The following is a 13309-nucleotide window of genomic DNA, read 5'->3' as shown; positions in this document are numbered from 1 at the left end:
GGTGCGGCCCGGCCGTGCGAACGGACGAACCCGCCGTCGCCTGCCGAGCCGCACCCATGCACCTACGAAGCGGCCAGGGCCTCCAGGGCGGGGACCGTCTGGGCCGGGGTCGGCAGGGCGGCGTTCTCCGCCTGAAGGCGTACGGCGGCCTCGCGCAGCGCCGCGTCGGTGATCAGCCGCTCCAGGAGCGGGGCGTCGACGTCTTGGGAGACCGAGCGCAGGGCGGCGCCGGTTGCGGTGAGGGCGTCGGCGTTGGCGAAGTGGTCGGCGCCCTGGGGCAGCAGGAGCTGGGGCAGACCGGCCTGCAGGGCGGTGAGCAGGGTGCCGGAGCCGCCGTGGTGGATCAGCGCGTCCGAGGCGGTCAGCAGCTCGGCGAGCGGGACCCAGGGCAGCGGGCGGACGTTGTCCGGGAGGGTGCCGAGCGCGGTGAGGTCGGCGTCGCCGACGGCGAGGAGGAACTCGGCATCCACCGAGGCCGCGGCTTCGATCAGGCGGACGATGGCGCGGACCCCGTCCATCTCGGTGAGCACCGTGCCCAGGGTGATGGCGACGCGCGGGCGGGTACCGCGGCGGAGCAGCTCGGCCGGGACGATGCCGCCGCCGTTGTAGGGGACGTAGCGCATCCGCAGGCCGCCCGGGTCGCCGCCGAGCGAGGCGGGGACGATGTTCAGCGGGGTCGGCGCGGCAGGGCCGGCGACCTTGTGCGACTCGTACGCCTCGGTGAAGTGCGCGGCGATCCGGCCGACCATGTCGAGGCCGGAGGTGACGCCGAAGTTCTGGATCGCAGACGGGATCTTCAGCTTGGCCGCGACCAGCGGGGCGGAGGCCTGGAAGGAGTCGTAAACCAGCAGGTCCGCACCCCAGCCGTCGGCGACCTCCAGCAGGCCGTCCACCGTGGGGCGGGAGACCAGGGCGAAGGCGTGGGCCGCCCTGTCGAGGATCTGCTCCGTCGTCATGTCGTGCGCGACGTACTTCACCTCCTCGCCGGTCGACTGCTCGAATACGTCCCGGACGGTGCGGCCGTCACCGATCTCGACGATCGGAAATCCCGCCTCACGAAGCTGGCCCAGCGGCTGCGAGCCCGCGAACAACACCTCGTGCCCGGCCGCGCGCAGCGCCTGCGCGGTCGGAACCATCGGGAAGAGGTGGCCGGCTGCCGCCGGACCGGTGAAGAGTATGCGCACGGTGTCTCCTTGCCCACGATCTGTCGTGCCGGGGCGAGCCGTGCCGGACTCCCCCCGGTTCCCCTCGGTGAACTCACGGGAAGGCGGACTGTGTTCCCTTTACAAGGATCGAGAATCGGACAATCGCGTACCGGTCATCGCGGACGAGACCCGCCGTGCTCCACGCGGCAGCGTGACCGGCCCCGCAGGCGGGCCGAGCGGGCGGCCTGGCCGATCCGGCCGCGTTGCAGGGCCGCTGGTGGAGCTGGGCTGCGTCCGCCCCCCGGGATTCCAACCCGGCGAGAGACCCGGACGGAACCTTCTGCGCCGAGAACCAGGCCCCGGACGTGTGGTTCCTGGCCGGCAACTTCGGCGGGCAGAGCCGGCGGAAGTGCTCCGTGCCCGCGGGGCTGCCCGTGGCCTTTCCCGTGGTCAACTTCACCGGTACCGCGGACGACTGCAAGACCGCGCTGGCCGACGCCGGCGGCACGGCCGTGCTCGACGGCAAGCCGCTGGACGTCGCCCGGCACTCGGCGGTGCCGATCCGCATCAAGGGAGTGGAGGGCAACCCGGTCACCCGCGAGGCCGGCACGTTCAGCGCACTGGCCTGCGGACTGTGGGTGAGGCTCGATGCCCTCCCGACCGGCCCGCACAGCCTCACGATCTCCGGGTCCTCGGGGGGCTTCCGACTTGATGTGACCTACGCGCTCCAGGTCGGGTAACCGCTGACTGCGCTAGGAGACGTCCTTGACGAAGACGAGGCCGTCTGTGTTCGCCAAGTCGGCCGGGTTCAGCGGGGCGTAGCCGAACCACGGTGATTCCCGGGGCGCGGGAGGCGTGGTGGTGAAGGTCGCGGCCAGGCTCCGGGGGTCGACGACGTGGTGGCCCTCCGGGAGTGCGTACAGGAGTCCTTCGACGGTGTCCGGCGGCGGGGTCTCCACTCCCCGGTGCCGGATCGTGCCGAGGGCCGTGGCCACGAAGGCGTAGTCCTCGCCGAGCCGGGCGCTCACCAGTGCGCCGGCGCCCCACCACTGCAGCGGCGCCCCGCCCATCCGCATCGTGCTCTTGCCGCGCTGCAGATGGGAGTTGTGGGCGTGGACGAACACCGGGCCCCGGGCGGCGAGGGCGAGGAGGTTGTGGGCCATCATCTGGTCCCGCACGCTCACCAGCCGGGTCAGGCGGGCCGGTGAGGTGTCGGCCATCCCGTGGTGGTAGCGCAGCAGGCCGAGGGCGGTGCGCCCGTACAGGCGGGCCCGGTCCCAGTCCTCCTGCGAGGTCGCGGCGCGGAGGTGCGGCGCCTGCTGGTCGAGCAGCGCCACCAGGTCGTCGGCGAGCACCCGGAGTCGGGCGGCATCCGCCGACTGCCCGACGGATCGGGCCGGGTCCGTCATCGCGGCGGGGTCCGTCCAGCGGTCGTCGGTTCCGAGCAGGTGGTCGAGCGTTTGCGCGGTGCAGGGGAGAAGGTCGGTGTCCACATGGGCCGAGAGGTGCTCGTGGAGTGCGGTCAGGGCCTGCCGCGGGCTCGCGGCGTCGGTGATCTCCAGCGGGCCGTCGAAGCCGGCGAAGCGGAGCTGCTCGGGCGCGGGTCGGCCGTCGTTGTAGGTGCGCATCCAGCGCACGAGCTCGCGGTTGGGCGGGAAGGCGCCCCAGCCGTGGCTGAATCCGTGCTCCATGACCTCGTCGAGGGTGCCGGTGCCGGAGGTGACGTGGTCGTCCACGAGCAGGCCCTTCAGGCAGTCGCTCTCGATCGCGATCGTCCGGTAGCCCTCCTCCTCGACGAGCTGCCGGAAGAGCTCGTTGCGCAGGTCGAGCAGGGTGTCCTCGCCGTGGGTGGGCTCGCCCAGGGCGAGCAGCCGGGGCCGGGCCGGGAGCAGCCGCATGACGGCGGCAGCGTCGACGGTGCGGGCGGTGTCCTTGATGTCGGTCGCCATGCCTTCAACGGTATCGTTGAACCATCGGTTGAAGGTTTTGGTGGGTATCTTCCGTGGTATGGGGAGAAACCTTCAAAGCGGGGAGCGGCTCAGGCCGGTGGATCTGGCGCGCGGGCACGGTCTGTCGACGCAGGCGGTCAGGAACTACGAGGAGGCCGGCATCCTTCCGGCCGCCGGTCGCACGGCCCACGGCTACCGCACCTACGCTCCACTGCACGCGGCTGCCCTGGCGGCGTTCCTCGCCCTGGTGCCCGGCCATGGGCACCAGGCGGCAACGTCGATCATGCAGGCGGTGAACCAGGGCGCGGTGGAGGAGGCGTTCCGCCTCATCGACGAGAGCCACGCGCAGCTCCTCGGCGACCGGCGGACCCTGCGGGCCGTGGAGACCGCCCTGCGCGATCTGGAGCCCGGTGCAGGGTCCGGTGGTGGTGATGGGTCCGCGGCCGGCGGGGGGCCCGGGGTCGGCGGTTCGTTCATCGGGCCGCTGGCGGGCGAGCTCGGGATCCGGCCCGCAACGCTGCGCAAGTGGGAGCGGGCCGGACTGGTCCGGCCCCGTCGCGACCCGCTCACGGGGTACCGCGTCTACGACGAGGCCGCCGTACGGGACGCCCGGCTGACCCAGCAGCTGCGGCGGGGCGGGTACCTGCTGGAGCAGATCGCCCCGCTGATCGCCCAGGTCCGGGCGGCCGGCGGCCTGGAGCCGCTCCAGGGCGCACTGTCCGACTGGCACGGCCGGCTGTCCGCCCGTGGGCGGGCGATGCTCACCGGCGCGGCGGAGCTGGAGGCGTACCTGCGGCAGCGCGGGTGATGCTTCGGCCGACTGCTGCGAGCGACCGGACGTCAGGGCGTCCGGGCGTCAGGGCGTCCGGGCGTCAGGCCGTCGGGCGTCCGGACCGTTCCCCCTTACATCCGTTCGCGCCGCCGAGACGTATCAGGGGCAGGGACCTGAGCGTGCACACGCTCATGCCCACGCCCGAAGGAGGTCGGACGATGAAGTTCACCGCTCACCGGGCGGCCGCCGCAGCCTGCGGCGTGCTCCTGCCCTTGGGGTTCTTCGCAGGGCCCGCCGTCGCCGCGCACGCGGCCGCGACCGGGCAGCCGTCGGCAGAGTGCGAGGACGTGCGGCCGGGCCGTGCCTCCAACGCACCTGGTTCCGCGTTCAACGAGGACGGGGTGGCCGGTACCCGCTACGCGGGTGAGCAGCCGCAGAATTCCGGGAACCCGCACTCCGTGTCGCAGTACGACGTGGCCTGCATCCGGATCGAGCAGCACCACTGACGCGAGGGGGCGCTCACTTCTCCGTGAAGACGATGTCCCTGGACGGGTGGGTCATTCTGACGATGTTGTCCGAGGTGACCTCGACGATCTGGTGCAGGCCCTTGAAGAGCGTCCCGCCGTCCGAGAGGAGGCGGAACTCGTCCTGGGCCCCGGCCAGGAAGGCGCGGAAGCACGCCATGGAGGGAGCGGCGTTGCCGGTGAAGTCCAGGTAGTCCTTCAGCCGGCGGAACAGCTTCGGCAGGATCACCGCTCCGGTGAGGTCGTGCGTGAGCGAGCTCATCGCGGTGACCGTCGCCCCGTGCAGGGTCTTGTCGACCGCCCACACGCCCTGAGCGGACGCCCTCGCCTTCTCCGAGGCGTCGGTCAGGAGTTCGCGCAGGTGGACGGGCAGGCCCGAGTAGAAGGTCGGGTAGGCCAGGCCGAGCAGGAGCAGGTGGTGGTTGGCGGTCCTCTTCAGCAGGTCCTCGTCGACGCCGGTCCAGTAGCCGCTGTACACGGGCGGGGTGCCCCTGCCCACGAAGGCCACGCAGCGGCCGTAGGCGTCGGCGCCGCGGGTGAGGATCCAGCCGGACACGCTGTCCGGTGTGGTGGCGACGGTCTCGTCCTCGTCGCGCAGGACGGTGTCGAAGCCCAGGTGCTTCAGCAGCGCGTCGGCGGCCTGGTGGGCGAGGCCCAGCGGCTGGTGCTCGATGTGGGGCTTCTCGCCGTAGTGGGTCTCCAGGGCGTCGATCCCTTCGAGCCGGATGGCCGCGCGCCCGTCGGCCTTGGGCACGACGTGTCCGTCGCCGGGCACGAGCCTCCAGTCGGCCACGTTGTCCGGGATGAACGGGAGGGTGTCGCCGTCCGGTTTGGCGCCGCCCTCGACCTTGAATTTCCCTCTGATCAACAGCATGGACATGGCAACTCCCCCTCGTGAAAGGAGGCGGCGGAATGCGGTGTGAATGCGGTGCGTCTTCATCGTCGCGCCGCCGCCCGGCCGCGTCCACCGCAGGCCGCGGGGCGGCGGGCGTGCGCGGCGGACGGGTCAGCCGGTGTCGCTCTCCGGGTGGGTCTGGGTCTTCAGGGCCCAGTACCATGCTGTCAGCGTACGACCGCACCACGGCGCCCGCCGCAGTTCAGAAGCCCGTGGGCAGGCGCGGGGTGTAGCTGCTCTCCAGTTCCCGCGTCTCTTCCTCGTCCAGGCGTACGTCCAGCGCTGCCACCGCGTCGTCGAGGTGGGCGGGCCCGGTCGCGCCGACGACGGGCGCGGCGACGGCCGGGTTGCCCAGGACCCAGGCGAGTGCGATCCGGGCCATCGGGACGCCCCGCCGCGCCGCGATGCGCTGGACGGCCTCGACGATCGGCCGGTCGACGGCGGCGGCGAACCGCCGGCCGATCGGGTCGTTCGCGGTGCGGCTCGTGCTCCGTCCGTACGGCCGGGCCAGGTGGCCCTTGGCGAGCGGGCACCACGGCAGGCTGGACACGCCCTGGTCGGCGAGCAGGGGGAACATCTCCCGCTCGTCCTCCCGCTGGACGAGGCTGTACTGGTTCTGCATCGACACGAACCGGGTGTGCCCGTTCCGGGCGGCGGCCTCCTGCATCTTGGCGAACTGCCAGGCCCACATGGACGAGGCGCCGATGTAGCGGGCCTTGCCCGCCTTGACCACCTCGTGCAGGGCTTCCATCGTCTCTTCGACGGGCGTCGCCGGGTCGAAGCGGTGGATCTGGTAGAGGTCGACGTAGTCGGTGCCCAGTCGGGTGAGCGAGGCGTCGATCTGGCGGAAGATCGCTCTGCGGGACAGGCCGGATCCTTCCGGACCCTCGTGCATCGGCAGTCCGACCTTGGTGGCGATGACCACGTCGGACCGCCGCGTGTACGTCCGCACGGCGCGGCCGACGATCTCCTCCGAGGTGCCGCCTGCGTAGACGTTGGCGGTGTCCCAGAAGTTCACGCCGAGTTCGACGGCGCGCCGGAAGACCGGGGCGGCGGCCTGCTCGTCCAGGGCCCAGGGGTTGACGCCCTGCGTCGGGTCGCCGAACCCCATGCAGCCGAGTGCGATGCGGCTGACCTTGAGGTCGGTGCCGCCGAGCGGGATGTGCTGCACCTGCATCACCCTTCGCCTCCTCTCTTCTCGTTCCTCATGCCGGATAGGGGACGGCTTCGCGCGCCGTGCGCAGGGCGCCGGCCCACCAGGCGAGTTGGTCGAGCAGGACCTTGGCGTATCCGGCCGCCCGGGAGTCGAGCGGGCGCCCGTCCTCCCATGCCGTGAAGTAGTTCGGGAAGGCCAGGCCGTCGCGGATCGTGACCGCGTGCAGCTCGGTCAGGACGTTCTCCAGGTGCAGCACGGCGTGCCGGCCGCCCGCCGCGCCGCCGTAGCTGACGAATGCGACCGGCTTGGCGGTCCACTGGGTGAAGTGCCAGTCGATGGCCGCCTTGAGGGAGGCGGGGTAGCTGTGGTTGTACTCCGGGGTGACGATGACGAAGGCGTCCGCGGAGTCGAGGGCCGCCGTGAGCGCCGCCATGCCGGCCGGACGCGGGTAGGCGTCCCCGGCGAACTTCGGCGATGCCGCGGGGAGCTCCAGAGGGATGTCGGCCTCGGCGAGATCGACGACCTCCACGTCGAACCCGCCGTGGGTACGGGCCTGTTCCGCCACCCACGAGGCCACGACCGGGCCGAAGCGGCCCTCGCGGACGCTTCCGGTGATGACGACCAGCTTGGGCTGCTGCTTCGTGTTCTCCATGCCCTCCACGATCGGGGCGCCGCAGAGCCGCAACCAGGCCGTGCCCAGACTGGCCCCCGCAGGGCCACCCTGAGCGCCCCTCGGCCGGAGCGGCGCGGCTTATGCTGCCGACATGGGTACGCCACTGGGGGACTTCATCCGTGCCAAGCGGGACAGCATCCAGCCCGAATCGCTGGGGCTGCCCGATCACGGGCGCCGCCGCTCACCGGGCCTGCGCCGCTCGGACCTGGCGGCGCGGGCCGGGATCAGCGTCGAGTACCTGACCCGCCTGGAGCAGGGCCGCGACCGCAACCCCTCGTCCGCGGTGGTGAACGCGCTGGCCGACGGGCTCAGTCTCGGCCCGGCGGAGCGCAACCACCTGCGCTACCTGGCGAAGATCACCGGTGGTGCGTGCACCGGCCATGCCCGGCCGGCACCGCCGAGCCGTGCGGTGCGGCCGGGCGTCCTGGACACGCTGCGCCTGTTGGAGCCGGGCATCGCGGCGGTGGTCAACCGGCTCGGCGACGTACTCGCCCACACCGCCTCCTACCGGTCCGTGATGGGCGCCGCGGGGCTGTTCGACACCGACGCCGAGGTCCCGAACCTCACCCGCTACGTCTTCACCGACCCGCGTGCCCGGACGTTCTTCGCCGACTGGGACGGCGTCGCCGACGAGCAGGCGTTCGACCTGTGGCTCGGCCCGTCGGTCGAGAACTCGGAGTGGATCAGCGCGGAACTCGCGCCTGTCGCCGGCCCCGACTTCACGACCCGGCTCAACCACCACCGGGTTCCCCGGCGCGGCGTCCTCCGGCTCGCCCATCCTTCTGGTCACGAGCTCCGCCTCTCGCGCGAGACGCTCGAACTACCCTCGGATGAGCAACAGTTGGTTGTTCTCCTGCCCGCCGACGAGGCGACGGCCCAATACGTTCAGCAGGCAGTGCACGCGGCCGCGCCCCGGCTCCGGGCGATCTCCTGACGCAGTGCGCCGATGCGCGTCGGCGTTCACACCACGAGGCCGCTGCCTTCGTGGACGTCGTACGCGAACAGCCCCTGCGGACGTGTGGTCTTGCCGAACCCGCCGGCGCCGTACAGCCCGGTGGTGGTCACCACCGGGCCGCCGGGCCGGCGGCGCACGGCCCTGACGGCTTCGCGGGCCTCGTCCCGGTCGACCCACCCCCGCGGTAGCGGAGGCGCGGCCGGCCGGGGCACCCGCCCGGGCTGCGGGAGGGGGACGAACGTCAGGGGCAGCGCAGCCAGGACAGCGCTTCCGCCGAGGACGCCGGCCATGGGGTCCGCATTGCCCCATCCTGGCGGACCGTCGTCATCAGCAGCCACACCAGTAGCCCCAGACACTGCCACTGTCAGTCCCGCCGCCCAACAGGCCCAGGTCGCCGCGCCGTCGATCGTCGCGCCCCACAGTCTCGGCGGCGCCACCGGTTCGCGGCGAGCGCACGCGCCCCGGAAGGAGTTCGCTGTGCTGGAGGCGCTGCTGCGGGCCGAGGGGGCCGTACTGGGCAACGACGACCTGATCGAGCAGGTCTGGGAGCAGGACACCTCGTACCGGACGAACGCGGTCCGGGTGACGCTCAGCAAGCTGCGGGCGAAGCTGGGCGAGCCGCAGCTGATCGAGACCGTGCCGGGAGCCGGCTACCGGATCGCCGATCCGCTGTGAGAGCAGTGCTCCGTTCCGAGCGCGCCCGTCTCACGGCGCTGTACGGCTCCCTCCTCGTCCTCGCCGACGGCGGGCTGATCGCCCTGGTGAACGTCCTGCTGCGGGGCGGCCTGTACGCCCGTATCAGCGGCGCCGTGACCACCGCGGTGCCCCGCGGCGAGTTCCAGAAGGCCCTGGTCCGGGGCGACAGGCCACCCGTTCCGGCCCAGTCGCCACCGCCCGACCAGGTGCCGAGCCCGGAGGAGCTACAGAGCTACGCGGTCACCCGCAACCTCTCCAGCGCCGTCGAGCAGGCCACCCTGCACGAGCTCCTGCTCGTCTCCCTCATCGCCCTCGCCGTCTTCGCCGTGCTGTCGATCTGGCTGGCCTGGTGGATGGCGGGCCGCGTCCTGCGCCCGGTCGGGGTGATCACCGAGACGGCGCGCCGCCTGTCCGGGGCGAACCTGCACGAGCGGATCGCCCTGGAGGCCCCGCCGGGCGAGCTCAAGCGGCTGGTCGACACCTTCGACGGGATGCTCGACCGGATGGAGAGCCTGGTGGGGGCCCAGCGGCGGTTCGCCGCGAACGCCGCGCACGAGCTGCGGACGCCCCTGGCCGTGCAGCGGGCGGCGGCAGAGATCGGCCTGGCCGGGGATCCGCCGCCCGAGAAGGTGGCCCGGATCCGGGAGCGGCTCATCGGCATCGCCGACTCCAGCGAGCACCTCATCGAATCGCTGCTGCTGCTCGCGGTGTCGGAGGAGGGTCTGGAGGCCACCGAGGCGGTGGACCTCGCCGCCCTGGCCGAGGCGGACCTGGCCGAGGCGGACCCGGCGGCGACCGCCCACGAGGGCCTGACCGTCGTCACCGACCTCGCACCCCTGACCGTACGGGGCGACCGCGCCCTGCTGGACCACCTGATCCGCAACCTGCTGGCCAATGCCGTGCGCCACAACCGCCCGGGCGGCCGCATTGAGGTGTCCACGGCACGAGGCCCGGCCGGAGGCGTCCTGACCGTGGCGAACACCGGACCGGTGATCGACCCGCAGGACGTGCCCCGACTGCTGGAGCCGTTCCGCCGCCGGGCCGAGCGCCGCCACACGGCGGGCGAGGGCGCCGGCCTCGGCCTCTCCCTGGTGGCCTCGATCGCCCGCGCCCACGGCGCCAGGCTGCAGGCGGAGGCGAACCCGGCGCCGGGCGGGGGCATGACGCTCCGGGTCCGCTTCGAGGCCCAGGACGGGCCGGCGGGGCGGGCGATCTGACCGATTCACCCGGTTCGCGGCATGTGAGGGGATGTGAGGAGACCCACCCTTCCTTGACCCGGGACGGAGGGGCTCCTTAGCGTCGATGGCGGGGACCGACCGTGGAGGATGAACGCGCCCATGCGCATGACCAGCACTGCCGTACGCCGTCGACGGGCGACGGGAGCCGCCGTGGCGGCAACCGCACTGGGTCTTCTGGCGGCGTCCGTGGCGCCGGCCCTCGCCGCCACGGACGCCTCCTCCGGCGGCCGCTCCCGGGCGACGTCCTCCTCCGGCTCGGCCGTGGGTTCCGGGGCCGGCCCGGCCGTGGGTTCCGGGGCCGGCCCGGCCCGCACGGTCATTTCGCCGGCCATCTCCCGGCTGGCCCAGGGCAGCGGGCGGGACATCGCGATCACCATCGACGACGGTCCGGACCCGAAGTGGACCCCGCAGATCCTGCGGGTGCTCCGGCAGAACCACGTCAAGGCCACCTTCTGCATCATCGGCAAGCGCGCGCAGGAGCACCCCGAGCTGGTGCGCGCGGTCTCGGCCGACGGGCACCAGCTGTGCGACCACACCGTCGACCACGACGTGACGATGGACCACAAGCCGGTCGCCTACCAGCGGCAGCAGATCCTCGACGGCAAGGCCATGATCGAGAAGGCCGTGCCGGGCGTCGCGGTGAACTACTACCGCGCCCCGGGCGGCGCCTTCACCCCCGAGAGCCGCGCGATCGCCGCGGCGAACGGGATGCGGCCCCTGGGCTGGAGCGTGGATCCCCAGGACTGGAGCCGCCCGGGCCTGCCGGCCATCGTCTCCGCGGTGGAGGGCAAGCTGCCCGAGCGCCCCACCGTCCTCTTCCACGACGGCGGCGGCGACCGCAGCCAGACCGTGGCCGCCCTGGAGCAGTACCTCCCCTGGCTCAGGGCCCGGGGCTACGCCTTCACCTTCCCTACCCGGACCACGCCCTGAGCGCCTGAGGAGCCGCGTCAGCGCAGCGATTCCCTCGGCGGCCGCTCGCGCTGGGCGCCGTACGCGATGAAGTAGGCCGGGACCCGGTTGAGCCACCGCGAGTCGGTGATCAGCTCGGTCAGCCGCTTCGCCTTGCGGGGGTCGCCGAACGCGGCCCGGCCGGCCAGCAGCGGCTCGATGACCTGGGCGTGGGCCACGCGCTGCAGCCCCTGGGTGGCCACGGTGGTGGGCCAGCGCCGGTGCTGGACGCGGCGCACGTCCCGCAGCCCCACGGTCCCCTGGCGCAGCGGGCCCACCAGGTACCGGGCCGCGGCCACCGCGTCCTGTACGGCCAGGTTGATGCCGATGCCGAAGACGGGTGACATGGCGTGCGCGGCGTCCCCGATGCACAGCAGCCCGGGACGGTGCCAGCGGCGCAGCCGTTCCAGGCGTACGTCGAGCAGCTTCACCTCGTCCCAGGAGGTCAGGGCGTGGGCCCGGTCGGCCAGCCAGGGCGCGGCGTCCGTGAACTGGGCCATGAAGCGCTCCAGGCCCTCGGCGCGGCGCTCGGCGTCGGTTCCCTTGGGGATGAGGGCGGCGCACTGCCAGTAGTCGCCGCGGTCGATGAACGCGGTGAAGAACCTCTCCCCCAGGCCGCCGACGAGCCCGCTCGGGTCCTCCTCGCGGCGCGGCAGCCGGAACCACCAGGCGTCCATCGGGCACGCGAACCCCTGCAGCCCGAGCTCGGGCAGCTCCCTGGCGAGCGAGCCCCGGCCGTCGCAGGCCACGGTCAGGGTGGCCCTGAGCTCACCGGTGCTGCCGTCGGCGGTGCGGTAGCGCACACCCCTGACCCGTCCGCCCTCCATCAGGAAGGACGTCGCCTCGGTGTTCATGCGCAGCCGGAAGGACGGTTCCCGGCGCGCTTCGTCCGCGAGGAGGTCGAGCAGGTCCCACTGGGGCACCATCGCGATGTAGTTGTACTTGCCGTGCAGCGCGCCGATGTTGCCGATCGTCACGAGGGACCGGTCCGGGGCGAGGGGCAGTTGCACCGAGGACACGTGGCGCTGCGGCAGCCGTGCGAAGCGTTCGGCGAGGCCGATGTCGTCGAGCAGCGAGAGGGTGGACGGGTGCACGGTGTCGCCGCGGAAGTCGCGCAGGAAGTCCCCGTGCTTCTCCAGCACCGTCACCTCCACGCCGGCCCGGGCCAGCAGCAGTGCCAGGACCATGCCTGCGGGCCCGCCTCCCACCACGCAGCAGGTCGTTCGCTCCACGGCAACCACTCCCTTCGCGGGCCTCGGGTGTGAGCCCAAGGGGACGTATACCGTACGGACGCCCCGGCGGGCGGCAGGAACCGGTCGTGGTCAGTGCGCGGTGGCCCGAGAGGCGGCGCGCAGGACCGCCTCGGCCTCGCCGGCCAGGCGGTGGACGAGGTCGGCTGCGGGTGCGACGTCGCCGATCAGGCCTGCGGACTGGCCGGTCAGCGGCAGGAGCCGATGGGCCGTGCCGTTCCGCATCGCCGTCATGACCTGGTTGCGCAGCGCGTCCGCCGTGTCGGCGGCGGCCTGCCCGCGGGCGTTCCACTCGTCGACGAACTCGGTGCGCAGCGAGCGCGGGACGGTGTCGTACCCGCCCTCGGTGGGGGGCGGCAGGACGTGCTGGGCGAAGGCCACCTTGACCGCGTCCTGACTGGCGGCGGCACCGATGGCCGCCTTCCACTCGTCGGGGACGGCGCATTCGGCCGAGGCGAGGAACCGCGTGCCGATGCTGACGCCTTGTGCCCCGAGCACGAGGGCCGCGGCCAGACCCCGGCCGTCCGCGATGCCGCCGGAGGCGAGGACCGGCAGCGGCGCCACCGCGTCGACGACCTGCGGCACCAGCACCATCGTGCTGACCTGGCCGCTGAAGCCGCCCGCCTCCGTGCCCTGGGCGATGATCACGTCGGCTCCGGCCTCGGCTGCGCGCAGGGCCTGCTCGACGGTGGTCACCTGCTGTACGTAGAGGGCCCCCGCATCGTGGACGCGTCCCACCAGATCGCCCGGTGCGCCCAGCGCGAGCGAGAACACGGGCGGCCCCGCGGCAACGACGGCATCGAAGACCTCCGGGTCGAAGGGGCGGCGGGTCATGTTGACCGCGAACGGCCTCTCGGTGAGCCCGCGCAGGCGGGCCATGTCCTCGCGTGCCTGCGCCGCCGTGCGCAGGGCGGTCGGGAGGCTGCCGAGTCCGCCGGCGTTGCTCACCGCGGCGGGGAGCTCGACGCCTTGCTGCCACGGCCCTCCCAAGGCTCCCTGCACGATCGGCACGTCGATGCCGAGCACGTCGCACACCGGTGTCCTGAGCACGGTCCTCCGTTCACGCCCGCCCGTTCGGTCCCCGTCACGGTTTCTGCTACGGGGTACT

Annotated in this window: 14 protein-coding genes and 1 pseudogene; 7 read left to right on the top strand and 8 right to left on the bottom strand. The window is 72.9% G+C overall.

The features are described from left to right. Window positions 1–62: 62 nt before the first annotated feature. Window positions 63–1184, bottom strand: coding sequence for a nucleotide disphospho-sugar-binding domain-containing protein (locus AB0F11_RS33565; protein ID WP_362182110.1), 1122 nt, complete (start codon window positions 1182–1184; stop codon window positions 63–65). Window positions 1185–1510: 326 nt separating this feature from the next. Between AB0F11_RS33565 and AB0F11_RS33560 the strand changes: the two genes are divergently transcribed. Beyond that, on the top strand, window positions 1511–1885 hold the full coding sequence (locus AB0F11_RS33560) for a hypothetical protein (protein WP_362182108.1): 375 nt from the start codon (window positions 1511–1513) through the stop codon (window positions 1883–1885). 12 nt (window positions 1886–1897) lie between these two features. On the opposite strand, the gene AB0F11_RS33555 is transcribed toward AB0F11_RS33560, so the two are convergent. Then, a complete protein-coding gene (locus tag AB0F11_RS33555; RefSeq protein ID WP_362182105.1) occupies window positions 1898–3094 on the bottom strand; it encodes an erythromycin esterase family protein in 1197 nt (398 codons plus the stop codon). Between the two features lie 58 nt (window positions 3095–3152). Between AB0F11_RS33555 and AB0F11_RS33550 the strand changes: the two genes are divergently transcribed. Further along, window positions 3153–3902 (top strand): TioE family transcriptional regulator, encoded by a 750-nt coding sequence (locus AB0F11_RS33550; RefSeq protein ID WP_362182102.1) that lies wholly within the window; start codon window positions 3153–3155, stop codon window positions 3900–3902. Window positions 3903–4084: 182 nt separating this feature from the next. Then, window positions 4085–4372 (top strand): hypothetical protein, encoded by a 288-nt coding sequence (locus AB0F11_RS33545; RefSeq protein WP_362182099.1) that lies wholly within the window; start codon window positions 4085–4087, stop codon window positions 4370–4372. A 13-nt stretch (window positions 4373–4385) separates the two neighbouring features. Here the strand turns inward: AB0F11_RS33545 and AB0F11_RS33540 are convergent, their stop codons facing one another. From AB0F11_RS33540 to AB0F11_RS33530, 3 genes are all read right to left on the bottom strand, one after another. Then, window positions 4386–5270, bottom strand: a complete 885-nt coding sequence (locus AB0F11_RS33540) for a nuclease (protein WP_362182096.1) — start codon at window positions 5268–5270, stop codon at window positions 4386–4388. A 217-nt stretch (window positions 5271–5487) separates the two neighbouring features. Then, window positions 5488–6456 carry an aldo/keto reductase gene (locus AB0F11_RS33535; protein ID WP_362182138.1) on the bottom strand — a complete coding sequence of 323 codons (969 nt, stop codon included), beginning with the start codon at window positions 6454–6456 and terminating at the stop codon, window positions 5488–5490. Between the two features lie 34 nt (window positions 6457–6490). Next, window positions 6491–7093: an NAD(P)H-dependent oxidoreductase gene (locus AB0F11_RS33530; protein ID WP_362182093.1), complete on the bottom strand. Its 603-nt coding sequence runs from the start codon at window positions 7091–7093 to the stop codon at window positions 6491–6493. A gap of 112 nt (window positions 7094–7205) precedes the next feature. On the opposite strand from AB0F11_RS33530, the gene AB0F11_RS33525 reads away from it, so the two are divergent. Beyond that, window positions 7206–8048 (top strand): helix-turn-helix transcriptional regulator, encoded by an 843-nt coding sequence (locus AB0F11_RS33525; RefSeq protein ID WP_362182090.1) that lies wholly within the window; start codon window positions 7206–7208, stop codon window positions 8046–8048. A 26-nt stretch (window positions 8049–8074) separates the two neighbouring features. Here the strand turns inward: AB0F11_RS33525 and AB0F11_RS33520 are convergent, their stop codons facing one another. Further along, window positions 8075–8407 carry a hypothetical protein gene (locus AB0F11_RS33520; RefSeq protein ID WP_362182141.1) on the bottom strand — a complete coding sequence of 111 codons (333 nt, stop codon included), beginning with the start codon at window positions 8405–8407 and terminating at the stop codon, window positions 8075–8077. A 124-nt stretch (window positions 8408–8531) separates the two neighbouring features. On the opposite strand from AB0F11_RS33520, the pseudogene AB0F11_RS33515 reads away from it, so the two are divergent. The 3 genes and pseudogenes from AB0F11_RS33515 to AB0F11_RS33505 all read left to right on the top strand — a co-directional run. Continuing rightward, window positions 8532–8744: pseudogene (locus tag AB0F11_RS33515) on the top strand (helix-turn-helix domain-containing protein); the annotation flags it as partial. 5 nt (window positions 8745–8749) lie between these two features. Beyond that, a complete protein-coding gene (locus AB0F11_RS33510; RefSeq protein WP_362182088.1) occupies window positions 8750–9982 on the top strand; it encodes an ATP-binding protein in 1233 nt (410 codons plus the stop codon). A 120-nt stretch (window positions 9983–10102) separates the two neighbouring features. Further along, the gene (locus tag AB0F11_RS33505; protein ID WP_362182085.1) at window positions 10103–10933 is read left to right on the top strand and encodes a polysaccharide deacetylase family protein; all 831 of its coding nucleotides are present in this window, start codon (window positions 10103–10105) and stop codon (window positions 10931–10933) included. A 17-nt stretch (window positions 10934–10950) separates the two neighbouring features. On the opposite strand, the gene AB0F11_RS33500 is transcribed toward AB0F11_RS33505, so the two are convergent. Together AB0F11_RS33500 and AB0F11_RS33495 are read right to left on the bottom strand one after the other, a co-directional pair. After that, a complete protein-coding gene (locus AB0F11_RS33500; RefSeq protein ID WP_362182082.1) occupies window positions 10951–12183 on the bottom strand; it encodes an FAD-dependent oxidoreductase in 1233 nt (410 codons plus the stop codon). Window positions 12184–12273: 90 nt separating this feature from the next. Further along, window positions 12274–13251: a nitronate monooxygenase gene (locus AB0F11_RS33495; protein ID WP_362182079.1), complete on the bottom strand. Its 978-nt coding sequence runs from the start codon at window positions 13249–13251 to the stop codon at window positions 12274–12276. Between the last annotated feature and the right edge of the window lie 58 nt (window positions 13252–13309).

This window comes from Streptomyces sp. NPDC032472 (assembly GCF_040636955.1).
Taxonomy (GTDB): domain Bacteria; phylum Actinomycetota; class Actinomycetes; order Streptomycetales; family Streptomycetaceae; genus Streptomyces.
This window is presented reverse-complemented; position numbering and strand designations above follow the sequence as displayed.

Excerpts from the sequence above, each read along its gene's own strand:
- AB0F11_RS33505 (WP_362182085.1), top strand. The coding sequence starts at position 10,103 with ATGCGCATGACCAGCACTGCCGTACGCCGTCGACGGGCGACGGGAGCC.
- AB0F11_RS33555 (WP_362182105.1), bottom strand. The coding sequence starts at position 3,094 with ATGGCGACCGACATCAAGGACACCGCCCGCACCGTCGACGCTGCCGCC.
- AB0F11_RS33550 (WP_362182102.1), top strand. The coding sequence starts at position 3,153 with ATGGGGAGAAACCTTCAAAGCGGGGAGCGGCTCAGGCCGGTGGATCTG.
- AB0F11_RS33545 (WP_362182099.1), top strand. The coding sequence starts at position 4,085 with ATGAAGTTCACCGCTCACCGGGCGGCCGCCGCAGCCTGCGGCGTGCTC.
- AB0F11_RS33525 (WP_362182090.1), top strand. The coding sequence starts at position 7,206 with ATGGGTACGCCACTGGGGGACTTCATCCGTGCCAAGCGGGACAGCATC.
- AB0F11_RS33530 (WP_362182093.1), bottom strand. The coding sequence starts at position 7,093 with ATGGAGAACACGAAGCAGCAGCCCAAGCTGGTCGTCATCACCGGAAGC.
- AB0F11_RS33540 (WP_362182096.1), bottom strand. The coding sequence starts at position 5,270 with ATGTCCATGCTGTTGATCAGAGGGAAATTCAAGGTCGAGGGCGGCGCC.